The sequence below is a fragment of the Streptococcus lishijunsis genome (assembly GCF_047290665.1).
Classification (GTDB): domain Bacteria; phylum Bacillota; class Bacilli; order Lactobacillales; family Streptococcaceae; genus Streptococcus.
This window is the reverse complement of sequence record NZ_JBLBUC010000003.1, coordinates 30,943-54,743: the sequence shown is the minus strand read 5'-3', so window position 1 is coordinate 54,743 and position 23,801 is coordinate 30,943. Positions and strand designations below refer to the sequence as shown.

Below are 23,801 nucleotides of genomic sequence, written 5' to 3'. Positions count from 1 at the left end.
CCTGAGCTTAGCTCGGGTTGTTTTGGCTTCTAGACAAAGGCTTTTAAGAATTTACATTTGAGAAAGCTTAGAATAACTGTTATAATGAATACATGGATATTTGCTTACAATTGGCACGTTTTAGTGCCATGGAGACAGAAAGGCTACTATTGACTCCTTTTCGGTTTTCAGATGAAGAGGCTTTTTGGCAGATTAGTCAAAGCCCAAGTAATGTTCGCTTTGTTTTTCCTAGTCCAAAGACTAAAGAAGAGAGCACCATGTTAATGGTAACACAATTTATGAAAGCGCCGCTAGGTTCTTGGGCGATTCGCCTGAAGCAAGATGACATGCTGATTGGTATGATTCGACTAGAGAAGTTAGATTGGACGAAAAAAACGTGTGAAATAGGCTATCTCTTAAAAGAAAGTGAATGGGGACAGGGCTATATGACAGAGAGCTTAAAGACGATTGTCTTTATCTTGTTTTATGAGTGCCAGCTAAAAAGTTTGCATCTGATCATCCATACTGAAAATAAAGCCAGTCAACGTGTAGCACAAAAGGCAGGTTTTTCACTTAAACGACGCTATAAAGGAAGTGACCGCTATACCCATCAGGTAAGGACCTACCTAGAGTTTGTCTTAGATAGAAAGGACTATACTTATGAGTAAACACCAAGAGATTCTAGATTATTTAGAAAATCTAGCGATTGGTAAGCGGGTCAGTGTCCGTAGTATTTCAAATCATTTGCAAGTGAGTGAGGGGACAGCTTATAGAGCGATTAAAGAAGCAGAAAATCGTGGTATCGTAGAGACTAAGCCGCGTAGCGGTACCGTCCGTATTGCTCATGCCACTAAAGTTCCTATTGAAAAGTTGACTTACCATGAGATTGCACGTATTAGTGATTCTGAGGTATTAGCAGGACAATCAGGGTTGAGTCATGAATTTAGTAAGTTTTCTATTGGAGCGATGACACGTGAAAATATCAGTCGTTATCTGGTCCAAGGAGGCTTATTGATTGTAGGAGATCGTGAAAATATCCAGTTGTTAGCCCTTGAAAATCACAATGCTATTTTAGTGACTGGTGGTTTTGGGGTATCCAATAGAGTCATCAAAACTGCCGATCATTTGGGAATTCCTGTCATGGTAACTCACTATGATACCTTTACGGTTGCGACTATGATTAACCATGCTCTTTCTGATGTTCGTATCAAGACAGACTTAAAAACGGTCAATCAAGTGTATCAAAATAAAGATCACTATGGTTATCTACGCACTAGTGATACGGTTAAGGACTTTAATCAATTGGTTAAGCAAAGTAAGCATGTGCGCTTTCCTGTTGTTGATGAGAGTGGCTGCGTGCTAGGGGTGATTAGTGTCAAAGACACTGTTGGAAAAAGTAGCGATATGCTCATGAGTGAGCTCATGTCTAGAGATGTTATTGTCGCTAAACCTCATATGAGCCTAGCTAATATCAGCCAAAAGATGATTTTTGAAGATTTGAATATGCTACCTGTGGTAGAAGAGGATAAGCATTTGCTGGGCGTTATTACACGACGACAGGCTATGGAAAATCTACCTAAGTCTCAACCGAGGGAGATTTATACCGTTAGTGATCAGATTATGACCAATCTTCACTATGAAAAGGGCGATTATTGCTTGATTGTGGAGCCCTCTTTGATTGATCACTCAGGCAGTCTAGCTCAAGGTGTTTTGACGGAGATTTTACATACGATCACGACACGAAAACTCACTAAAAAAATGTCCAAGACAATCATTGTGGAGCATCTCTCTATTCATTTTGTTCAGGCTGTTCAGATTGATGATATTTTACACATTCGTCCTACGATTATTAGTGAAAAAAGACGAAGTGCCTTGTTGGATTTCCAAGTGTGCTTAGATGACCAACTGGTAGCTAAAGCACTGCTTAGTGTTAAAATTACATGATTTTATATTAAAGGAGATAAAAAACAACTATGATTACTTTAAAATCAGCTAGAGAAATAGAAGCGATGAAACGTGCAGGAGAGGTCCTCTCTAGCATTCATATCGCCCTACGCGAGCTTATCAAGCCAGGTCTTGATATGTGGGAAGTTGAGGAGTATGTGCGCAGACGCTGTAAAGAAGCTAATGTACTGCCTCTTCAAATTGGTGTAGATGGTGCTATTATGGACTATCCTTATGCGACTTGCTGTGGTCTAAATGACGAAGTGGCTCACGCATTTCCACGCCATTATCGCTTGAAAGAGGGGGACTTGCTCAAGGTCGATATGGTCTTAAGTGAGCCTTTGGATAAGTCAGTGGTAGATGTCTCAAAGCTAGATTTTGATAATATCGAGCAAATGAAAGCTTATACGCAAACTTATACAGGTGGCGTTGCGGATTCGTGCTGGGCCTATGCTGTCGGAGAGGTTTCTGATGAGGTCAAAGACCTTATGGAGGTGACACGTGAGGCTATGTATATCGGTATCGAAAAAGCCGTGGTAGGCAATCGTATCGGAGATATTGGAGCGGCCATTCAAGAATATGCTGAGAGTCGCGGTTACGGTGTGGTACGTGATTTAGTCGGTCACGGTGTCGGACCAACTATGCATGAGGCCCCAAACGTCCCTCATTATGGTACAGCAGGGCGTGGGCTTCGTTTGCGTGAAGGCATGGTCTTGACTATCGAGCCTATGATTAACACAGGGACATGGGAGATTGATACAGATATGAAGACAGGCTGGGCGCATAAGACACTTGATGGAGCCCTTTCTTGCCAATATGAACATCAATTTGTCATCACAAAAGATGGCCCTCAAATTTTAACCAGTCAAGGAGAAGAAAGAACTTACTAATCATGACAAAGAAATCGCTTTTAGGACGTTTATCGGATAAGTTTAATCAGCCAGCTATTCAGATTTTTTTGAAGCACTATAAGAGTGCCGAGATGGATTTATCAGGCATTGCTGTTGCTTATTATCTTTTGTTGACGGCCTTTCCATTGGTTGTTATAGCGGCGAATATCTTTCCTTATTTAAACATCAATATTAGTGATTTTCTACGTTTTTTAGAGGCCAATCTGCCTCAAAATTTGTATGAGATTAGCGCTTCTGTCATTACCAGCATCTTTTCAAATCCTTCCAAAAGTGTCTTGGGAGTGGCGACATTGACGGCCTTTTGGACGATGGCCAAAAGTCTGACATCTCTTCAAAAAGCTATCAATAAGGCTTACGGAGTATCTCATCATCGTGATTTTGTAGTAGGACGTCTCATAGGGTTAGCTACGAGTTTTCTCTTGTTTTTCCTATTGACCTTTGTGTTGATTATCTCAACCTTTTCAAAACCGTTTATTCAGCTGCTTTTGGATCGCTACCAGCTCTGGGATAGTTTGACGACTCTCTTACTTAGTCTCTTTCAGCCAGTGACAGTGATAACGATTTTTATGGGCATCATGACGCTTTATTTTGTCTTACCTAATGTCCGTATCAAAAAATTACGCTATCTCTTACCAGGAGCACTTTTTGTGACGATTGTCATGGTCTTTTTTAGCAACTTAGTAAGTGGTTACATCTTTAGTCGCATTGGACGTTTTGTAGATATCAAGGTCTTTGGGTCAGTGGTGATGTTCATCTTGATGGTTTGGTTTATCTTTTTAGCTAATCTCATCATCTTTGGTGCTATTTTAAATGCGAGCTATCAAGAATTAAAAGAAGGACAAACTGCCCAGACACGTCGGGGAGATATTGCTTCGCTTATCCAAGGGCGCTCATCTAAAGAATCAAAAAACAGTGAGGAATAACCTCACTGTTTTGTATTATTAAAAATAAAGAGTTTACTAAAGAGATAGTTAAGCGCGATAATTAAGACTTGCGCCATAATCATCTCAACAGTATTGATGACTTTGGGATTGTCATTGACAAATTGCCCGATGATGTGAGGGTATTTTGTCACAAAAATCCAAGCTAAAGCGACATCAAGCGCAAAAGTAGCCAGTCTTGCTGTGATAAATTTGATAAAACGATAGAGATAACCGTCTCTCTCCTGACGAAAAACGATGGTATCGTTCGTGATAAAAGCAAATAAAATAGAGATGATATTGGCGATAACAGCAGCCACAGAAGCGCTGTTGACAATAGGAAATATGATAAAACGAACAGCCATATAGAGAAGAGTTGTCAATCCTCCAAAAATGAGGTAAAGTCCACCTTCGCTAGTTAATAATGATTTTAATAGGTTTTCTAATCTAGTCATGAGCTTATTATACCATAGCTTGGGTAAGAAACCTAGCTAAATTCTTATCTGTATTGCTTGTCGTTTCGTTTTGTGGTAGAATAAAACAGTTGCCTAGCAACCCTTGGTGCTTATGTTCCTTTCGCCAAGCATATTACAAACCTTAGCTAAGCTAAGTGTTAAAGGAGACTATCATGAAAACTTTTACTGTCAATGACTTTGCCAAGATGGCTATTGTGGCTGCTTTATATGTAGTGCTAACCACACTACCACCTCTAAATGCCATCTCTTACGGTGCCTATCAATTTCGGGTCGCAGAAATGCTAAACTTTCTTGCCTTTTACAATCGTCGCTATATTGTCAGCGTGACAGTTGGCTGTATGATTGCCAACTTTTTCACTTATGGCTTGATTGATGTGGTAGTAGGTGGCTTATCTACCCTTATCTTTGTCAGCTTGGGTGTTTATCTTTTTAAAGGCTATATGAAAGAGCGATTGTTTGGTGGGGTATTTAACAAAGCTTTCTTTTTCTTTTCTTTTTTCTTTGCAGCGTCTATGGTGACCGTTGCAGCAGAGTTAGTTATTGTAGCTAATGCCCCATTTTGGTTCACATGGTTGACCACCGCTCTTGGCGAATTGGCTTCGCTGTTAATCGGCGCTTTGGTCATCGACCGTATCTCAAAACAAATTGATTTTACACGTTAACTTGAAAACTACACTCCTGTGTAGTTTTTTTGTGGATATTAGCCATAAAATCAGCCAGAAATGCTTAGTTTATGATAAAATAAGATTATGACGAAACGAATGAATGAATTAGTGATGCTCCTTAATCGCTATGCTAAAGAGTATTATACTGACGATAATCCGAGTATTTCTGATAGTGACTATGACAAGCTCTATCGTGAGCTGGTGGACTTAGAAAAAGCACATCCAGAAGCTATCTTACCTGATAGTCCGACCCATCGTGTTGGTGGTCTTGTGTTAGATGGTTTTGAAAAATATCAGCACACCTATCCGCTTTATTCTCTGCAGGATGCTTTTTCGCGTGACGAGTTAGAGGCTTTTGACCATAGAGTCAAGGAACGTTTTCCAGATGCTAGTTATATGGCAGAGTTGAAGATTGACGGCTTGTCTATTTCCTTGACTTATGTTGAGGGTGTTTTAAGTGTTGGTGCGACACGTGGTGATGGTCGTATTGGTGAAAATATCACAGAGAATTTAAAGCGTGTCAACGATATTCCGCTGACCTTAAAAGAGCCACTCAATATAACAGTTCGTGGGGAGTGTTATTTACCTAAGGATTCATTTGACAAGCTCAATTTAGAGCGTAGAGCAAGTGGTGAGAGTGAGTTTGCTAATCCTAGAAATGCTGCCGCAGGGACACTTCGTCAGCTAGATACAGCGATTGTGGCTAAGCGTCAATTGGCGACTTTCCTCTATCAAGAAGCGAGTCCGACAAGTCGTCAGACACAAGATGATGTCCTAAAAGAGCTTGACAGCTATGGGTTTTCAGTCAATCATCGTCGTCTCACAACGAGCTCGATGGCTGAGATTTGGGACTTCATAGAGAGTATTCAAGAAGAACGCGATAGCCTACCATATGAGATAGATGGTATTGTGATTAAGGTCAATCATCTGGCTATGCAAGAAGAGCTGGGCTATACGGTTAAGGCGCCTCGTTGGGCCATAGCTTATAAATTTCCAGCAGAGGAAAAAGAAGCAGAACTCTTGTCTGTTGATTGGACGGTAGGGCGTACAGGTGTTGTCACACCGACCGCCAATCTAAGCCCTGTTAGTTTGGCAGGAACCACAGTCAGCCGTGCGACCCTTCATAATGTTGATTATATCGCAGAGAAGGATATTCGTATTGGTGATACAGTTATCGTCTATAAAGCTGGTGATATTATTCCAGCTGTATTACGTGTGGTCCTTAATCAACGGACAAATCAAGCCCCAATGCCAATCCCATCAGCTTGCCCATCTTGCTCGAGTGATTTAGTGCATTTTGAAGATGAAGTGGCTCTGCGTTGTATCAATCCGACTTGTCCTAGTCAGATTCAGGAGCGTCTAGCGCATTTTGCTAGTCGAGATGCTATGAATATCACAGGCTTTGGTCCTTCCATGGTCAAAAAGCTCTTTCAAGCCCATTTGATACGAGATGTTGCTGATATTTATCAATTGCAGGTGGAAGACCTTATCGCCTTAGATGGTATTCAGGAGAAATCAGCTAGCAAATTAGTCGCCTCTATCCAACAATCCAAAGACAATTCAGCAGAGCGTTTGCTTTTTGGGCTAGGTATTCGCCATGTCGGCGCAAAGGTATCAAGACAGCTCCTAGAGGTCTTTGGTGATATCAAGAGTCTCTCTGTTGCCAATCATGAAGCGATTGCAGCTATCGAAGGGATTGGAGAGGTTATTGCACAGTCGCTAACCCAGTATTTTGCAAAAAAAGAGGTTATGGACCTATTAGACGAGTTGTCTAGTTATGGTGTGAACCTCAGCTTCTTGGGTGATATCGTTAGCGATGATGCGCTCTTGTCTGGAAAGACCATTGTACTGACTGGTAAGTTGGAAACCATGACAAGAGCCCAAGCTAAAGAGAAGTTACAGTCACTAGGGGCTAAAGTGACAGGAAGTGTTTCTAAAAAAACAGATATGCTGGTGGCAGGCAGTGATGCTGGAAGTAAGCTCACAAAAGCACAAGAGCTAGGTATTGAGATTCGTAGTGAGGAATGGCTCAAGGATTTGTAAGTGATTAGAAAGAAGTGAATCGAGTGACAAAACAACTAAAAGCACGTTTAATCTATAATCCGACCTCTGGTCAGGAAATCATGAAGAAAAATGTGGCAGAAGTTTTGGACATTTTAGAGGGCTTTGGCTATGAAAGCTCTGCTTTTCAGACGACCCCAGCCGAGCATTCGGCTAAACATGAAGCAACTCGTGCGGCTAAGGCTGGCTTTGACCTCATCGTTGCAGCAGGAGGAGATGGTACGATAAATGAGGTCGTTAATGGCATAGCTCCTCTTAAAATACGCCCTAAAATGGCGATTATCCCGACAGGTACCACCAATGATTTTGCCAGAGCTCTAAAGATCCCTAGGGGAAATCCCGTTGCTGCTGCCAAGGTTATCGGTAAAGGGCAGATGGTCAAGATGGATATTGGTCGTGCCAGAGAAAATACGTATTTTATCAATATCGCAGCCGCAGGTACTTTGACAGAGTTGACATATAGTGTGCCCAGTCATTTAAAGACTACTTTTGGCTACCTAGCTTATCTCGCTAAGGGGGCTGAGCTTATGCCACGTGTTAGCAATGTTCCTGTCAAAATCACACATGATCATGGTGTCTTTGAGGGAGAAGCCTCTATGATGTTTGCAGCCATTACCAATTCTGTTGGAGGCTTTGAGCAAATTGCACCAGATGCTAAGCTAGATGATGGCTTGTTTACTTTGATTATTGTCAAAACGGCCAATCTCATCCATTTGTTAAGTTTAATTCGTCTCTTACTTTCTGGAAAGCACATTCATGATAAGCGTATCGAGTATATCAAATCCAGCAAGATTGTCATTGAGCCGCAATCTGATAAGCGTATGATGATCAATTTGGACGGTGAGTATGGCGGAGATGCGCCGATTACACTGACCAATCTGAAAAATCATATCACCTTTTTTGCAGATACTGATGAGATTGCAGATGATGCTCTCTTATTAGACCCTGAAGATCTTGCTATGGAAGCTATTGCTCAAAAATTTGCAACAGAAGTCGAAGGTTTAGAAGAGCAGACAAAAGAATTAGATACAGATTAAAAGGACGTCAGTCCTTTTTCTTTTTTATCGTCTCATTATTAGATATTATACAAAATGTCTAAAAACGTCCATAATGGTGAAAAAAGGTGAGTGATTTTTAATGAAAGCGCTTGATAACACTAGTCTTTTCGTTGACATTACTTCTAAATAGGTCTAAAATAAACAGAGTAAAAAATTTAAAGGAGAATTCTATTATGAATTTAGCTATTTTAGCACTTGGTATCGCCGTATTGGGCGTGTCTATTGGTGAAGGTATCTTGGTTGCCAACGTTGCCAAAGCAGCAGCGCGTCAACCAGAAATGTTTAGCAAATTGCAAACATTGATGTTCACAGGTGTTGCCTTTATCGAAGGTACATTCTTTATTCTCTTTGCCTTTACATTCATAGTACAATAGTCATTTATTAGAAAAAAGGAGGGATGAGGATTGGAATCTACAAGTAATCCAACCGTATCTTTTTTGGGCATTGATTTTGATTTGACCATCCTTGCCATGTCTCTCTTGACTGTTACCATCATTTTTTTCCTAGTCTTTTGGGCTAGCCATAAGATGAGCTTAAAGCCAAAAGGTAAGCAAAATGTGTTAGAATTTCTCTATGAGATGGTGAATGACACGATTTCACAAAATCTTGGAAACTACACTAAAAATTACAGCCTTTTGATGTTTGTCATCTTTACCTTTGTCTTTGTTGCTAATAACCTAGGGCTTTTGACTAAAATAGAAGCTGGAGGTTATAATTTTTGGACAGGACCTACTGAAAATTTTGGTGTCGATTTAACCTTGTCACTTATGATAGCCATTGTCTGTCATGTGGAAGGTATCCGCAAAAAAGGATTTGGTGGCTACCTTAAAGGCTTCATAGAGCCTTACCCAGCGATGCTTCCAATGAACTTGCTAGAAGAGGTGACCAATGTCGCTTCTCTTGCCCTACGTTTATTTGGGAATATCTACGCTGGTGGTGTTATGACGTCTTTATTGTTACAGTTAGCCCATTTATCTATCTTTGCAGGTCCTGTAGCTTTTGTACTTAATATGGCATGGACAGCTTTTTCAGTCTTTATCGGCTTTATTCAAGCTTATGTCTTTATCATTTTAAGTTCAAGCTATATTGGCAAAAAAGTCAATGATGAGTCAGTATAGAAGAGGAGAAATATGTCAATACTAATAAATAGTACAACTCTTGGTAATATTATCATTATTACTGGTTCTGTTATTTTATTGCTTGTACTCATCCGTCTCTTTGCTTGGGATAATATTACAGGCATTTTTGAACAACGTGCTAACCGTATCGCAACTGATATTGATACGGCACAGGCAGCACGAAAAGAAGCAGAAGATTTGGCAAGTAAACGCCATCAGGAATTGAGCGCTGCTAAGGGTGAAGCGGGGCAAATCATAGCCAATGCTAAGGAACTAGGTAATACAAAAGGTGAGCAGATTATCACAGAAGCACGTCTTGAAGCTGGTCGTCTAAAAGACAAGGCAAAACAAGATATCGAACAAAGCAAATCAGAAGCTCTTGCTAGCGTTAAGGGCGATGTAGCAGATTTGACCATTTTGTTGGCTGAGAAAGTCATGACAGCTAATCTGGATAAAAAAGCTCAAAGTCAGTTGATTGATACGTATCTGGACCAACTAGGAGATGCTTAATGGATAAAAAAACACAAGCACTAGTTGACCAGTATGCAAGTAGTCTTTTAGAGGTTGCTATGGCGCATAATCAACTGGAAGCGGTCAAGGACGATGTTACAGCGATTCTGAGTGTGTTTGACAAAGAAGAGTTAAATAGCCTAATGTCAAACTTTGCCTTATCACGAGAGGATAAGGCTTCGGTTGTTAGGTTGTTTCAAGAGTTTAGTTCAACTTATGTGAACAATTTTCTTGAGGTAATTTTACAAAATGAGCGTGAACATCTACTCTACGCTATTTGCCAAGCTTTTTTAGAAAAAGAAGCCAAAGCAACCAATACACATGATATTTATGTAACAACGGCTATTAGCTTATCGGCTGAGCAAAAGAAGCGCTTTTTAGCCATTGCTAAGGAAAAACTAGCAATTTCTGCTGGTCAACTGGTAGAAATTGTCGATGAAGGGATTATCGGCGGTTTCATTATCAATGCAAATAACCAGACAATTGATATGAGCATTCGTAGTCAATTGCAACAATTTAAACAAAATCTAAAATAGAAGGTGGTGTAGATTTTTGGCAATCAATGCACAAGAAATTAGCGCTTTAATCAAAAAGCAAATTGAAAACTTCCAGCCAAATTTTGACGTCACAGAAACGGGTGTTGTCACCTATATCGGTGATGGTATTGCCAGAGCTCGTGGGCTTGACAATGCTATGAGCGGTGAGCTTCTTGAATTTTCAAATGGTGCTTATGGTATGGCACAAAACTTGGAGACAAGTGATGTGGGGATTATCATTTTGGGTGATTTTTCAAGTATCCGTGAAGGCGATGTTGTCAAACGTACTGGAAAAATCATGGAAGTACCAGTAGGGGAAGCTCTTATTGGCCGTGTGGTTAATCCTCTTGGTCAACCAGTTGATGGTTTAGGAGAGATTAAGACGAGTAAAACACGCCCTGTTGAGGCACCAGCTCCTGGTGTTATGGAGCGTAAGTCTGTGTCTGAACCGCTCCAAACAGGTATCAAAGCTATCGATGCTCTAGTGCCTATTGGACGTGGTCAACGTGAGTTAATCATCGGTGACCGTCAGACAGGTAAGACGTCTGTAGCTATTGATGCTATTTTAAATCAAAAAGGGCAAGATATGATTTGTATCTATGTCGCTATTGGTCAAAAAGAATCAACCGTAAGAACACAGGTAGAAACCCTACGTAAATTTGGTGCGCTTGATTATACTATCGTTGTGACAGCATCAGCGTCCCAACCTTCTCCGCTACTTTATATCGCCCCTTATGCGGGTGTCGCTATGGCAGAAGAGTTTATGTATAACGGCAAGCACGTCCTTATCGTTTACGATGATTTATCTAAGCAAGCCGTGGCTTATCGTGAATTATCCCTTCTTTTACGTCGTCCACCAGGTCGTGAAGCTTATCCAGGGGATGTTTTCTATCTGCATAGCCGTCTTTTGGAACGTTCAGCTAAAGTATCAGATGCTCTTGGTGGTGGTTCGATTACAGCTTTGCCATTTATTGAGACCAAAGCGGGCGATATTTCTGCCTATATCGCAACGAACGTTATCTCTATTACTGATGGTCAAATCTTCCTTCAAGAAAATCTCTTTAACTCAGGTATTCGTCCAGCCATTGACGCTGGTTCATCGGTATCACGTGTTGGTGGTGCTGCGCAGATTAAGGCCATGAAAAAAGTAGCAGGTACTTTGCGTCTGGACTTGGCTTCTTATCGTGAGTTAGAAGCGTTCACACAATTTGGTTCTGACTTGGATGCTGCGACACAAGCCAAACTCAATCGTGGTCGTCGTACGGTTGAAGTCCTAAAACAACCGCTACACAAGCCTTTGCCAGTTGAAAAACAAGTGGTTATTCTATATGCCCTAACACATGGCTTTTTAGATGATGTTCCAGTGGATTGCTTGTCTGTCTTTGAAGAAGGGCTCTACGATTATTTTGATGCGCATCATGCTGATATTTTTGAGACTATTAGAACAACCAAGGACTTGCCAGAAGAAGCACTCCTTGATGCTGCGATTCAAGAATTTAAAGACCAGTCTGATATTAAGGCATAGGAGGAATTTCTATGACAGGCTCTCTTAGTGAAATTAAAGAACGCATTATCTCAACGGAAAAGACAAGTAAGATAACGAGTGCCATGCAGATGGTATCATCAGCCAAACTTGTCAAATCCGAGCAGTCTGCACGTGATTTCCAAATCTATGCCGCTAAGATTCGTCAGATTACAACTGACTTATTAAAATCAGAGTTGACAACAGGTTCAGACAATCCCATGTTGGTGTCTCGTCCTGTCAAAAAGACAGGTTATATCGTCATTACGTCTGATAAAGGATTAGTTGGTGGCTATAATTCTAAGATTTTAAAGGCGATGATGGACTTGATTGACGAGTACCACGGTGATAAAAATGATTATGCTATCATTTCAATTGGTAGTGTAGGATCTGACTTTTTTAAAGCGCGTGGTCTCAATGTTGCCTTTGAATTACGTGGTTTAGCTGATCAGCCAAGCTTTGAGCAAGTCGGTAAGATCATCTCAAAATCAGTTGAGATGTATAAAAATGAACTGTATGATGAGCTTTATGTCTGCTATAATCACCATGTTAACAGCTTGACTAGTCAAGTGCGTGTCCAACAAATGCTACCGATTACAGAGCTTGATGCTGATGAAGCTAGTAAAGAAGGTGTCTCAGGCTTTGAGTTAGAGCCAGACCGCGAAGCGATTTTGGAGCAGTTGTTGCCACAATACACAGAAAGTCTGATTTATGGCGCGATTGTTGATGCTAAAACGGCTGAGCATGCGGCTGGAATGACTGCTATGCAAACAGCCACCGATAACGCTAAAAATGTGATCAATGAGCTGACTATTGAGTATAACCGTGCGCGTCAAGCAGCCATTACACAGGAAATTACAGAAATCGTAGCAGGAGCTAATGCGCTAGAATAAGCCTTATGGCTATCATTATTAACCTAGGATGACTCCTAGTTTTATATCTTGTATAAGAAGGAGAAATAAATGAGCTCAGGCAAAATTGCTCAGGTAGTGGGACCTGTTGTTGACGTCGCGTTTGCAACAGATGACACCCTCCCTGAGATAAATAATGCATTGATTGTTTATAAAAATGGCGATAAAAGTCAAAAAATCGTCCTTGAAGTTGCTCTTGAATTGGGTGACGGCGTGGTACGTACAATCGCTATGGAATCAACAGATGGGCTTACACGTGGTATGGAAGTCCTAGATACAGGACGTCCCATCAGTGTACCAGTTGGTGATAAAACACTAGGTCGTGTGTTCAATGTGCTTGGAGATACGATTGACCTAGAGGAGCCTTTTGGTGACGATGCTGAGCGTGAACCTATTCATAAAAAAGCCCCATCATTTGACGAATTATCAACATCATCTGAAATCTTGGAAACAGGTATTAAAGTTATTGACCTTTTAGCCCCTTATTTGAAAGGTGGGAAGGTCGGACTCTTCGGTGGTGCCGGTGTCGGTAAAACGGTCCTTATCCAAGAATTGATTCACAATATCGCTCAAGAGCATGGTGGGATTTCAGTCTTTACAGGTGTTGGTGAGCGTACTCGTGAGGGGAATGACCTTTACTGGGAAATGAAAGAATCTGGAGTTATTGAAAAGACTGCTATGGTCTTTGGTCAGATGAATGAACCACCAGGAGCACGTATGCGTGTCGCTTTGACTGGTTTGACGATTGCTGAGTATTTCCGTGATGTTGAAGGACAAGATGTGCTTCTCTTCATTGATAATATCTTCCGCTTCACCCAAGCCGGTTCGGAAGTATCAGCTCTTTTAGGACGTATGCCATCAGCTGTTGGTTACCAACCAACCCTAGCGACAGAAATGGGACAATTACAAGAGCGTATCACCTCTACTAATAAAGGTTCGGTAACGTCTATTCAAGCGATTTATGTCCCAGCCGATGACTATACTGACCCAGCGCCAGCAACAGCTTTTGCTCACTTGGACTCAACAACCAACCTTGAGCGTAAATTGACGCAAATGGGGATTTACCCAGCGGTTGATCCGCTAGCCTCAAGCTCTCGTGCCTTGTCTCCAGAAATTGTAGGTGAGGAACATTATCAAGTAGCTACTGAAGTCCAACATGTCTTACAACGTTATCGTGAATTGCAAGACATTATTGCTATTTTGGGGATGGATGAACTTTCTGAAGATGAGAAAGTCTTGGTGGGTCGCGCCCGTCGTATCCAGTTCTTCCTCTCTCAAAACTTTAACGTCGCTGAAACCTTTACAGGACAACCAGGGTCTTATGTCCCTGTTGAAGAAACTGTTCGTGGATTTAAGGAAATCCTTGAAGGTAAGCACGATGAGCTTCCAGAAGATGCCTTTCGTATGGTAGGTGGCATTGATGATGTCATTGAAAAAGCTAAGAAAATGAACTACTAATGAGGTGACATGATGGCAGAAATGACTGTTCAAGTAGTGACACCAGATGGTTTAAAATATGACCACCACGCAACCTTTATTCATGCTGTGACTAAGGAAGGTGAAATTGGAGTCTTACCGGGACATATCAATCTCATCGCCCCTCTAAGTGTTAGTGAATTAAAAGTGCGTCGTGCCGATGATGACAATCACGTTGATTGGATTGCCATCAACGGTGGTATTATTGAAATAAAGGACAATGTGATTACTATTGTCGCTGATTCTGCTGAGCGTGAGCGTGATATTGATATTAGTCGTGCTGAGCGTGCTAAATTACGTGCTGAGCGTGCGATTGAAATTGCTGAACAAGAGCATCGGCCAGACGATGTGCAACGCGCTCAAGTCGCTCTTCGCAGAGCTCTAAACCGTATCAATGTCGGAAATAAATATTGATGCTACGAAAAAAGATTGGATGCTAGTCCAGTCTTTTTTTGAAGATATTAGTCTATACAATTCTCTAACTACATCTTAATAGTTTTATGCTATAATAAAATCATGGAATACATATTGTTATTAGTGACTTTGATGAGTCATCTTATCTTTATTATGTTGGTGCATCGTTTGCTGATTAGTTTGTTTGATTGGTCTAAAGTCATAAAGCCAAGTGAACAAGCTACAGGGCAACTACGTATCTTTTTGATATTGCTTAGTATTGCTGTAGGTTATTTGGTCAGTCATTTTGTGTTGGATATCATCACACTCTTGCAGACGGCTCTTTTAGGAACGCTATGAGTTTAGAAAAATGACCCTAGAGAAACTTTATGGTATAATCTAAAGATACTATTGTAAATGTGTAAATGGAGAATATCATGGATAAAATCATTATTGAAGGTGGTCACACACGTCTGGTGGGAGAAGTCACTATCGAAGGGGCTAAAAATGCGGTGTTGCCTCTTTTAGCGGCAACCATTTTAGCAGAAGAAGGGATCTCTCGCTTGACTAATGTGCCTATTTTGTCTGATGTCTTTACGATGAACAATGTAGTACGTGGTCTAGATATTGATGTGACCTTTAATGAAGCGACTAATGAAGTGATTGTTGATGCTACTGGGGACATTTTAGATGTGGCACCGTATGAGTATGTTAGCAAAATGCGTGCTTCGATTGTTGCTTTGGGGCCTATTTTGGCTCGTAAGGGACACGCAGTCGTGTCTATGCCAGGGGGCTGTACGATTGGAAGCCGTCCTATTGACTTGCACTTGAAAGGTTTGGAAGCTATGGGGGCTGTGATTACCCAAAATGGTGGTGATATTACAGCAACAGCTAAAGAACTTCACGGTACGACGATTTACATGGATTTTCCTTCTGTTGGAGCAACCCAAAATTTGATGATGGCAGCTACTTTAGCCAAAGGGACTACTATTATCGAAAATGCAGCGCGTGAGCCAGAGATTGTAGATTTAGCGGTTTTACTCAATAAAATGGGAGCTAAAGTGCGTGGCGCTGGTACAGAGACGCTTACCATTGTGGGAGTGAACAGGCTTCATGGTGCAGAACACGATGTGGTTCAAGACCGTATTGAAGCAGGAACATTTATGGTGGCAGCTGCAATGACTTCAGGTGATGTCTTGATAAAAAATGCGATTTGGGAGCATAATCGTCCACTCATTTCAAAATTATTGGAGATGGGAGTGTCTGTCACAGAAGAAGAACATGGGATTCGAGTGACATCTGATGTAACGAATCTAAAGCCAGTGACAGTCAAAACTCTACCTCATCCAGGTTTTCCAACAGACATGCAAGCACAATTTACAGCTTTAATGGCAGTTGTTGCTGGCGAGTCAACTATGATTGAAACCGTCTTTGAAAACCGTTTCCAACATCTAGAAGAAATGCGTCGTATGGGTCTTCGCTCTGAAATCATGCGTGATACAGCAGTGATTCATGGAGGTGACAAGTTGCAAGGGGCGCCTGTCATGTCCACAGACCTAAGGGCTAGTGCTGCCTTGATTCTTGTAGGTATGGTAGCTCAAGGGATGACAAGTGTTGGTAAGTTGGAGCATCTAGACCGTGGTTATTACCAATTTCATGACAAGTTGAAGGCACTTGGAGCTAATATCCGTCGTGTGAGTGAGGAGAGCTGATGAATACAGGTTTACGCTATGTCGGCAAACAATTAGGTTTAATTGCTCTTGTCATTTTGCTAAGTATCCTTTTTTTAGCTTTAGGGTTGATGATTGGTTACGGTGTCATTGGTGATGGACAAAATCCCTTGTCTATTTTATCACCATCGACTTGGCACGATCTTATTGCCAAATTTACAGGACAATAAGTATGGTAAAAAAGAAAGCAACATCTAAAAAAACATACTCAGCTCTAGCCTTACTGGTATCCGTTTTACTGGTCTTGGTTGGTGGAGCAGAGTTTTTACCACAGGACAATCCAGTCCGTGAGCTTGTTTCTAGCCTGACTTATCAGAGCAGCTCATCATCAGAAAAAGCGCCCTCACAAAATACACCTAGCAAAGAGTTAGCGACATCTGTTCTGACAAGCAATGTACGTCAGCAGTTAAAAGGCGACCTTGCCTTTAATGGTGCTGGAGCTTTTATCATCAATGGTAATAAAACGACTCTGGATGCTAAGGTATCAAGTGCTCCTTATGCCAATAATGAGACAAAGGTTGTCCAAGGACAAACCGTAGCTTATAGAGGCAATGCGCTTTTAAGTAAGGCGACCCGTCAATACAAGAGTCGCGAAGAGACAGGTAATGCTTCAACTTCTTGGACACCCCCAGCCTGGCATCAATTACACGACTTGAGTGGGCGCTATACACATGCTGTTGATCGAGGGCACTTACTGGCTTATGCTTTAGTGGGTGGGTTGAAGGGCTTTGATGCCTCAACCAGCAATCCGCAAAATATTGCGACACAAGCTGCTTGGGCCAATCAAGCCAATAGTGAGGATTCAACAGGCCAAAATTATTTTGAAGGCTTAGTTAGAAAAGCACTAGACCGTAATAAACGTGTCCGTTATCGTGTAACTCTCATCTATGATGGGGATAATTTATTAGCCTCTGGGGTTCATCTTGAAGCTAAATCATCAGACGGCAGTCTAGAGTTTAACGTCTTTGTTCCTAATGTCCAAGAAGGCTTACAATTTGATTATGCTACTGGACAGGTATCAAGACGTCAATAAGGTATTGAAAGAATAGCAAATTTTTGCTACAATAAGGCTAATTGAATAATCACATCTGTGAGACTAGTAAGTTTGTGGAATCTTATCAGGGAATGCCAATCGTGACTGGAAGTTGGCTAAGACAAAGCATACCCAATTCACTCACCTAAAGGATGTCAATTAAGGTCTGCAAAGAGCAGATAAAAAACGGATGGTACCGCGTGTCAACGCTCCGCTTTGAGGAGCTTGACACTTTTTTTATGCTTGAGCACAAATATAGGAGGATATATGGATTTACAACAACAACTAGAAGATTTACTAGCGTCAACGCAAGATCGTCTCAAAGATATGGCTAGTGACAATGCTAGGGAGCTACAAGACTTACGTGTGCAGGTCTTGGGGAAAAAAGGTTCTCTAACTGAGCTTTTAAAAGGATTGAAAGACTTATCGGCTGAGATGCGTCCTGTTGTTGGTAAGCAAGTCAATGAAGCACGTGATGTTTTGACCAGTGCTTTTGAAAGAAAAGCAGAGCTTTTAGAGCAGATGCGTATTCAACAACAGCTCGAGTCAGAAAGTCTTGATGTGACCCTACCTGGCAGACCAATTGCTATTGGACAGCGTCATGTCTTGACGCAAACCAGTGAAGAAATCGAAGATATCTTCTTAGGTATGGGCTTTCAAGTCGTTGATGGCTTTGAAGTGGAGAAAGATTTTTATAACTTTGAGCGGATGAATCTGCCTAAAGACCACCCAGCCCGTGATATGCAAGACACCTTCTATATCACTGAGGAAATTTTATTGCGTACGCACACATCACCAGTCCAAGCTAGAACTATGGATCAGCATGATTTTAGTAAAGGACCACTCAAGATGATTTCGCCAGGGCGTGTATTTAGACGTGATACAGACGATGCGACCCACTCACATCAATTTCATCAAATTGAAGGCTTAGTAGTTGGTGAGCAGATTTCTATGAGTGATCTGAAAGGTACACTTGAGTTGATCATTCGTAAGATGTTTGGTGAGGATAGGGAGATTCGCCTGCGTCCGTCTTATTTCCCATTCACAGAGCCATCTGTCGAAGTGGATGTGTCATGCTTTAAGTGTGGCGGTAAAGGCTGTAATGTCTGCAAAAAAACAGGCTGGATAGAAATTTTAGGAGCAGGTATGGTGCACCCACGTGTACTTGAGATGTCAGGTCTGGATGCTGAAAAATATTCTGGATTTGCCTTTGGTCTTGGGCAAGAGCGTATTGCCATGCTCCGCTATGGTATCAATGACATTCGTGCTTTTTACCAAGGAGATGTGCGCTTTTTGAAACAATTCTAGATGTTTGTGAACGGTTGCTATAAAGATTTGGATAGCAGACACTTCACCTATTAGTGAGTATTATGTTGTAATTTTAGCTTACAAATAATCCAACAGAGTAAAATGAAAGGAATCAGCAGGTAGTTTATCCTGTGAAAAATCTATGTTAGTATCATACAAGTGGCTTAAAGACTTGGTGGCTATTGATGTGCCAAGTGCTGAATTAGCTGAAAAAATGTCAACAACTGGTATTGAAGTTGAAGGGATTATCAATCACGCAGACGGCCTCTCAAAATTAGTCGTAGGTCATGTCTTATCTTGTGAGGATGTACCAGATACACATCTTCATCTCTGTCAAGTTGATACAGGTGATGAAGAGCCTCGTCAGATTGTCTGTGGTGCGCCAAATGTGACAGCTGGCATCAAAGTTATCGTAGCGCTTCCAGGTGCGCGTATTGCTGATAATTATAAAATTAAAAAAGGTAAGATTCGTGGTATGGAGTCTCTAGGTATGATTTGCTCGTTAGCTGAGCTAGGTCTATCTGATAGTATCATACCTAAAGATTTTGCAGATGGTATTCAAATACTACCTGATAATGCGAAGGTCGGAGAGAGTGTTTTTCCTTACTTGGACTTAGATGATGATATCATTGAGTTATCCATTACACCTAACCGTGCGGATGCCTTGTCTATGCGCGGTGTTGCCCATGAAGTGGCAGCTATTTATGATAAGGAAGTGACCTTTTCTCCAAAAGCTATTATCGAAAGCGAGTCAAAAGCCAGTGAGCGCTTATCTGTTGAGATCGCATCTGACAAGGCTTTGTTCTACGCAAGTCGTATTGTTGAAGGTGTGAGTGTCGCACCAAGTCCTCAATGGTTACAAAATCTTTTGATGAATGCAGGCATTCGTCCTATCAATAATGTGGTCGATGTGACCAATTATGTGTTATTGTATTTTGGTCAACCGATGCATGCTTTTGATTTAGATAAGTTTGAGGCTAACCACATCCTTGTGCGTCAAGCTAGAGAAGGTGAGCGTCTGACTACTTTAGATGGGGAAGAACGTGATTTAGAGACATCTGACTTAGTGATTACAGTCAATGACAAACCAGTGGCACTAGCAGGTGTTATGGGAGGCGCTAGCACAGAAATTGATAATCAATCAAGCAAGGTTGTTTTAGAAGCAGCTGTCTTTGATGGTGCTAGCATCCGTAAGACTAGCAATCGTCTCAATTTACGCTCGGAGAGTTCATCTCGTTTTGAAAAAGGAGTTAATTATGATACGGTGCTTGAGGCGCTTGATTTTGCTGCGGCTATGGTGGCAGAGCTAGGTGGTGGAGAGGTCCTATCTGGTCAGATTCAAGCAGGTCAGCTTGATACAGCCCCTATTGTGGTTTCTAGTCACTTGGATTATGTCAATGCACGCTTGGGTACTGACTTGACAAAAGATGATCTGAGAGATATTTTTAGACGTTTAAGGTTTGGCTTAGAGATTGATGGCGATAGTTTTAGTGTTTCGGTACCACGCCGTCGTTGGGATATCAGCATTCAAGCCGATTTAGTTGAAGAAATTGCGCGTATTTATGGCTATGACAAGTTACCAAGTAGCTTGCCAGAAGCTGGTGGAACAGCAGGTGAGCTGACGTCGTCTCAAAAACTTTCTCGTCGCATGCGCCAAATTCTAGAAGGAGCAGGCTTATCTGAAATTATCACCTATGCCCTCACAACACCTGAAAAAGCAGTAGCCTTCACACCTTCAAAAACACAATTGACGGAGTTGATGTGGCCAATGAGTGTTGAGCGCTCTGTTTTACGTCAAAATATCGTATCAGGTATGCTTGATACAGTTGCTTATAATAGTGCGAGAAAAAATAATAACCTTGCCTTTTATGAGTTAGGAAAAGTCTTTGAGCAGACAGGAAATCCTCAAGAAGATTTGCCAAATGAAGTGAGTCATTTAGCGATTGCACTGACAGGTCTCATCCATGAAAAGGACTTTCAAACAAAGGCACAAGCTGTTGATTTCTTTTATGCAAAAGGTATTTTAGACGCTTTGTTCATGCAGCTTGGGTTAGCAGTGGAATACGTAGTTGACAAGAGTCTCACTAATATGCACCCAGGACGCACAGCAGCTATTATGAACAAAGGAGACAAGTTAGGCTTTATCGGACAAGTTCACCCACAGACCGCTAAAGACTATGGTATTGCTGAAACTTATGTAGCTGAACTCGATGTCACTAAGTTAGAGGCACTATTGACAGTTGATGATGCCTTTAAGGAGATTAGCAAATACCCTGCTGTTAGTCGCGATATGGCTTTACTGGTGACAAACGATGTCACTCATCAAGACATTGTTGATGCTATTTATGCAGCAGGTGTGAAGCGTTTGGTTGACCTAAAGCTCTTTGACGTCTATGCAGGTGAGCATATCGCATCAGGCTTTAAATCAATGGCTTATAGTTTGACTTTCCAAAATCCAATGGATAATTTAACTGACGAAGAAGTCAACAAATACATGGATAAAATCACAAAAGCGCTAAAACAAGATATCAAGGCTGAAGTTCGCTAGAGTCTGTACTAGTTATCAGAAGGCTAAACGATTTTATAAATAGCAGAGTTCGCTCGTCACCTAGAGCATGATGAGGTGGTAATAGCTTGTTTTTAGAGTTGTTGACTAGCCCATGAGGCTTATAAAAGTGGAGAGACGAACTCTTTTAAGGATTTTAAGTAACATTTTTGCAAATCAAGTCAGCTTTCTATAAAATAGGGTAAAAGAAAGGTAGAGGTGCTCATGAAGACAAAAGGATTATTGGTTATGGATGTGGATTCCACACTTATCCAAGAAGAGGCTATTGATATTTTAGGGGAAAAAGCAGGTGTTTATGAGCGTGTTAGTGCGATTACAGAGCGTGCCATGCGTGGTGAGTTGGACTTTAAGGAGGCTCTTTATGAGCGTGTAGCGCTTTTAAAAGGCTTGCCTGAACGTATTTTTGAAGACGTCTTAGCAGAGATTCACTTGACCAACGGGGCTAAAGCCTTGGTTGATGAGTTGCACGCACGTGGCTATAAGATTGGCTTAGTATCGGGTGGTTTTCATGAGACGGTAGATGTTTTAGCAAAGCAGCTAGGCATTGATTATGTCAAAGCGAATCGCCTAGAAGTACAAGAGGGTGTTTTGACAGGGCGTGTTTTGGGAGAAGTTGTCACTAAAGAAACTAAAAAAGCTTGTCTAAAGGCTTGGGCACAGGAAAATGGCTTGAGTCTGCAAGATACCATCGCTATGGGAGATGGGGCAAACGACCTACCGATGATTCAAACCGCAGGTATTGGTGTTGCTTTTTGTGCCAAACCGATAGTCAAAGAGCAAGCACCTTATAGTATTACTCAAGCTGATCTCTACCAGCTCATTGACCTTTTGGACCATATCAAAGCTTAAAAAAGTAGCTCGCTAGAGCTACTTTTTTGTTAGTGAAAATAAAAGAAATGGGCTATAATAAACCTAAGATGAGCTAAGAGAGGAGACAGCGATGCACATTGTACTAGCGCCAGATTCATTTAAAGAAAGTTTATCTGCCATGGAGGTAGCTAAGGCACTTCAACAAGGTTTAGCAAAAGCGCTTCCCCATGCGACATTTGATGCGATGCCAATTGGTGACGGTGGGGAAGGGACTCTAGCTGCATTAGCTGATGGGCTAGGGTTGACTTATGACAGTCACGATGTGACAGGACCTTTTGGGCAAACCATTAAAGCGACCTATGCGCAAAATGAAGAGATGGCAGTTTTTGAGATGGCTGATATTTGTGGCTTAGAGATGGTAGAGCCCGCTAGGCGCAATCCCTTAAAGATAACAACAAGGGGTGTTGGTGAGATGATAATACACTTACTTGAGCAGGGGATTAGTGATATTATGGTCGGTGTAGGTGGCTCTAGTAGTATTGATGGTGGTTTGGGCATGGCCAAAGCCTTAGGTTATTGCTTTTTAGACGCTAGCGGTAGAGAGGTAGAGCCTGTTGGTGATTCTTTATCTGAGATTTATCAGATTGATAGCAGTCACGTGTCTCCTTTACTAGAGGGTTTGTCTTTGACGATTATCACAGATGTTAGCCATGTCTTGTGCGGTAAACAAGGGGCAACCTATACATTTGGTCATCAAAAGGGTTTGCCTTTTAAGCAGTTTGAGCAAGTAGATAGGGCTATGGAAAGACTGTATAAACTTATCGATCCTACGATACTCTCTAGGAAAGGATCTGGTGCAGGTGGCGGTATGGCAGCAGGACTGGTAACTTTTGCTAAAGGTCAGATAGTCTCTGGGATTGATGCTGTGTTAGATATGGTTAATTGTGATGAGCGCATGACAAAAGCCGATCTTGTTATTGTTGGTGAAGGACGACTAGATCGGCAAAGTTTAGCTGGAAAAGCACCTGTCGGTGTCGCAAGGCGCGTGCCAAAGGGAACTCCTGTTGTTGCCATTTGTGGGAGTATTAGTGAGGAGGTCTCGTGCTTAGATTACCAAAAAGAAGGTATCTGTGCGGCTTTTTCGATTATTGAAAGGCTAGAAAGTCTGGAGAATACACTAAAAGAGGCCAAACCAAATCTTATACGCACTGCTGAAAATATAGGACACCTGCTGAGTCTATCTTACCCTAGAGATTAGTGTTTACAAAAGAGGTGTTGTAAAAAAGACGCTTTCTTCTGATGTGCTACCTCTGGGTGGTCAAGTAGGCTAGCATAAGAGACTCTGATATCCGTGATGTCTTTGTTCTCAGCTTTATTTGTATGAACGAGGACACCAAAAGGAGAGTTAGCCCTATCTTCATCAACGATAGTCGCTTGCAGTCCCTTTTCTTGAGCAATTTTCATGTAAAAAATCTGAGTGTTGGTCTCTAAGTTGGGTGAGATTTTAACGGTTAATGAGCCAAACTTATCTTTTAAATCATCAATAACGTGACTAAAAATAGCTTGAATCGCTGCTTGTCTAGCATCTTCTAGTGAAATAGTCAGCACCACACGCTCTCTAAAAGTTCCAAAATAACGCTTTTGCTCATCAGGATTAAGACGTTGCTCCCCGCTAGCTTTCTGCATAATGTGTTGGTTAATATCGGTCATTTTTGTCTCCTAGATAGTTGATACCTTTATTATAGCGAAAACCCTCCCAGAAGACACGAAAAAAATAAGACGTACGTTTAAAAAACGCTATAATAATTGATGAAAAAGCGATTTCACTCGGTTTTTTCTTGTTATTGCCCAAAGTTTGTGGTATTATTAACATT

The 23,801-nt window shown here is 41.4% G+C and carries 25 protein-coding genes and 1 riboswitch; of the genes, 23 read left to right on the top strand and 2 right to left on the bottom strand.

Annotated elements, in window-relative coordinates; all coding sequences use genetic code 11:
* The first annotated feature begins 92 nt into the window (after window positions 1-92).
* Genes ACLN19_RS02575 through ACLN19_RS02560 form a run of 4 tightly spaced genes read left to right on the top strand, consistent with a single transcriptional unit; the run spans window position 93 to window position 3,757 of the window.
* Window positions 93-647, top strand: coding sequence for a GNAT family N-acetyltransferase (locus tag ACLN19_RS02575; RefSeq protein WP_413382969.1), 555 nt, complete (start codon window positions 93-95; stop codon window positions 645-647).
* Window positions 640-1,923, top strand: coding sequence for a CBS-HotDog domain-containing transcription factor SpxR (spxR, locus tag ACLN19_RS02570; RefSeq protein ID WP_413382966.1), 1,284 nt, complete (start codon window positions 640-642; stop codon window positions 1,921-1,923). Before ACLN19_RS02575 ends, spxR begins: the two co-directional genes overlap by 8 nt.
* Window positions 1,924-1,952: 29 nt before the next feature.
* On the top strand, window positions 1,953-2,813 hold the full coding sequence (locus ACLN19_RS02565) for a methionyl aminopeptidase (protein WP_413382964.1): 861 nt from the start codon (window positions 1,953-1,955) through the stop codon (window positions 2,811-2,813).
* 2 nt (window positions 2,814-2,815) lie between these two features.
* On the top strand, window positions 2,816-3,757 hold the full coding sequence (locus ACLN19_RS02560; protein ID WP_413382962.1) for a YihY/virulence factor BrkB family protein: 942 nt from the start codon (window positions 2,816-2,818) through the stop codon (window positions 3,755-3,757).
* Window positions 3,758-3,759: 2 nt separating this feature from the next.
* Here the strand turns inward: ACLN19_RS02560 and ACLN19_RS02555 are convergent, their stop codons facing one another.
* Window positions 3,760-4,209, bottom strand: a complete 450-nt coding sequence (locus tag ACLN19_RS02555; RefSeq protein ID WP_413382960.1) for a GtrA family protein — start codon at window positions 4,207-4,209, stop codon at window positions 3,760-3,762.
* A 71-nt stretch (window positions 4,210-4,280) separates the two neighbouring features.
* A riboswitch (PreQ1 riboswitch) is annotated at window positions 4,281-4,385 on the top strand.
* Here ACLN19_RS02555 and ACLN19_RS02550 point away from each other — a divergent pair.
* The 19 genes from ACLN19_RS02550 (at window position 4,383) to ACLN19_RS02460 (ending at window position 23,185) form a co-directional block, all read left to right on the top strand.
* Complete coding sequence (locus ACLN19_RS02550) at window positions 4,383-4,892, top strand: QueT transporter family protein (RefSeq protein ID WP_413382958.1); 510 nt, start codon at window positions 4,383-4,385, stop codon at window positions 4,890-4,892. Its footprint overlaps the riboswitch before it by 3 nt.
* Before the next feature lie 87 nt (window positions 4,893-4,979).
* Entirely contained in the window at window positions 4,980-6,938 is a 1,959-nt protein-coding gene (ligA, locus tag ACLN19_RS02545) for an NAD-dependent DNA ligase LigA (protein WP_413382956.1), read from the top strand.
* 23 nt (window positions 6,939-6,961) lie between these two features.
* Entirely contained in the window at window positions 6,962-7,993 is a 1,032-nt protein-coding gene (locus ACLN19_RS02540; protein ID WP_413382954.1) for a diacylglycerol kinase family lipid kinase, read from the top strand.
* Window positions 7,994-8,187: 194 nt separating this feature from the next.
* Window positions 8,188-8,388, top strand: a complete 201-nt coding sequence (locus ACLN19_RS02535) for a F0F1 ATP synthase subunit C (protein WP_413382952.1) — start codon at window positions 8,188-8,190, stop codon at window positions 8,386-8,388.
* 30 nt (window positions 8,389-8,418) lie between these two features.
* Entirely contained in the window at window positions 8,419-9,132 is a 714-nt protein-coding gene (atpB, locus tag ACLN19_RS02530; protein ID WP_413382950.1) for a F0F1 ATP synthase subunit A, read from the top strand.
* Window positions 9,133-9,144: 12 nt separating this feature from the next.
* A complete protein-coding gene (atpF, locus tag ACLN19_RS02525) occupies window positions 9,145-9,642 on the top strand; it encodes a F0F1 ATP synthase subunit B (protein WP_413382948.1) in 498 nt (165 codons plus the stop codon).
* Window positions 9,642-10,178: a F0F1 ATP synthase subunit delta gene (locus ACLN19_RS02520; RefSeq protein WP_413382946.1), complete on the top strand. Its 537-nt coding sequence runs from the start codon at window positions 9,642-9,644 to the stop codon at window positions 10,176-10,178. The genes atpF and ACLN19_RS02520 overlap by 1 nt, the downstream gene beginning before the upstream one ends.
* A gap of 16 nt (window positions 10,179-10,194) precedes the next feature.
* Window positions 10,195-11,703, top strand: a complete 1,509-nt coding sequence (atpA, locus tag ACLN19_RS02515; RefSeq protein ID WP_413382944.1) for a F0F1 ATP synthase subunit alpha — start codon at window positions 10,195-10,197, stop codon at window positions 11,701-11,703.
* 11 nt (window positions 11,704-11,714) lie between these two features.
* Window positions 11,715-12,593: a F0F1 ATP synthase subunit gamma gene (locus tag ACLN19_RS02510; RefSeq protein ID WP_413382942.1), complete on the top strand. Its 879-nt coding sequence runs from the start codon at window positions 11,715-11,717 to the stop codon at window positions 12,591-12,593.
* A gap of 69 nt (window positions 12,594-12,662) precedes the next feature.
* Complete coding sequence (gene atpD, locus ACLN19_RS02505) at window positions 12,663-14,069, top strand: F0F1 ATP synthase subunit beta (protein ID WP_413382940.1); 1,407 nt, start codon at window positions 12,663-12,665, stop codon at window positions 14,067-14,069.
* A gap of 12 nt (window positions 14,070-14,081) precedes the next feature.
* Complete coding sequence (locus ACLN19_RS02500) at window positions 14,082-14,501, top strand: F0F1 ATP synthase subunit epsilon (RefSeq protein ID WP_413383124.1); 420 nt, start codon at window positions 14,082-14,084, stop codon at window positions 14,499-14,501.
* A 102-nt stretch (window positions 14,502-14,603) separates the two neighbouring features.
* Window positions 14,604-14,840, top strand: coding sequence for a DUF1146 family protein (locus ACLN19_RS02495; RefSeq protein ID WP_413382938.1), 237 nt, complete (start codon window positions 14,604-14,606; stop codon window positions 14,838-14,840).
* A 77-nt stretch (window positions 14,841-14,917) separates the two neighbouring features.
* Window positions 14,918-16,192, top strand: a complete 1,275-nt coding sequence (murA, locus tag ACLN19_RS02490) for a UDP-N-acetylglucosamine 1-carboxyvinyltransferase (protein ID WP_413382936.1) — start codon at window positions 14,918-14,920, stop codon at window positions 16,190-16,192.
* Window positions 16,192-16,380, top strand: a complete 189-nt coding sequence (locus tag ACLN19_RS02485) for a DNA-directed RNA polymerase subunit beta (RefSeq protein ID WP_413382934.1) — start codon at window positions 16,192-16,194, stop codon at window positions 16,378-16,380. Before murA ends, ACLN19_RS02485 begins: the two co-directional genes overlap by 1 nt.
* Window positions 16,381-16,382: 2 nt before the next feature.
* Window positions 16,383-17,243 (top strand): DNA/RNA non-specific endonuclease, encoded by an 861-nt coding sequence (locus tag ACLN19_RS02480; protein ID WP_413382932.1) that lies wholly within the window; start codon window positions 16,383-16,385, stop codon window positions 17,241-17,243.
* Between the two features lie 267 nt (window positions 17,244-17,510).
* Window positions 17,511-18,551, top strand: coding sequence for a phenylalanine--tRNA ligase subunit alpha (gene pheS / locus ACLN19_RS02475; RefSeq protein ID WP_413382930.1), 1,041 nt, complete (start codon window positions 17,511-17,513; stop codon window positions 18,549-18,551).
* 142 nt (window positions 18,552-18,693) lie between these two features.
* The gene (gene pheT, locus ACLN19_RS02470) at window positions 18,694-21,099 is read left to right on the top strand and encodes a phenylalanine--tRNA ligase subunit beta (RefSeq protein WP_413382928.1); all 2,406 of its coding nucleotides are present in this window, start codon (window positions 18,694-18,696) and stop codon (window positions 21,097-21,099) included.
* Window positions 21,100-21,321: 222 nt separating this feature from the next.
* Window positions 21,322-21,966 carry a phosphoserine phosphatase SerB gene (serB, locus tag ACLN19_RS02465; RefSeq protein WP_413382926.1) on the top strand — a complete coding sequence of 215 codons (645 nt, stop codon included), beginning with the start codon at window positions 21,322-21,324 and terminating at the stop codon, window positions 21,964-21,966.
* 91 nt (window positions 21,967-22,057) lie between these two features.
* The gene (locus ACLN19_RS02460; protein ID WP_413382924.1) at window positions 22,058-23,185 is read left to right on the top strand and encodes a glycerate kinase; all 1,128 of its coding nucleotides are present in this window, start codon (window positions 22,058-22,060) and stop codon (window positions 23,183-23,185) included.
* Here the strand turns inward: ACLN19_RS02460 and ACLN19_RS02455 are convergent.
* On the bottom strand, window positions 23,182-23,637 hold the full coding sequence (locus ACLN19_RS02455) for a DUF1694 domain-containing protein (protein ID WP_413382922.1): 456 nt from the start codon (window positions 23,635-23,637) through the stop codon (window positions 23,182-23,184). The genes ACLN19_RS02460 and ACLN19_RS02455 overlap by 4 nt on opposite strands.
* Window positions 23,638-23,801: the final 164 nt, after the last annotated feature.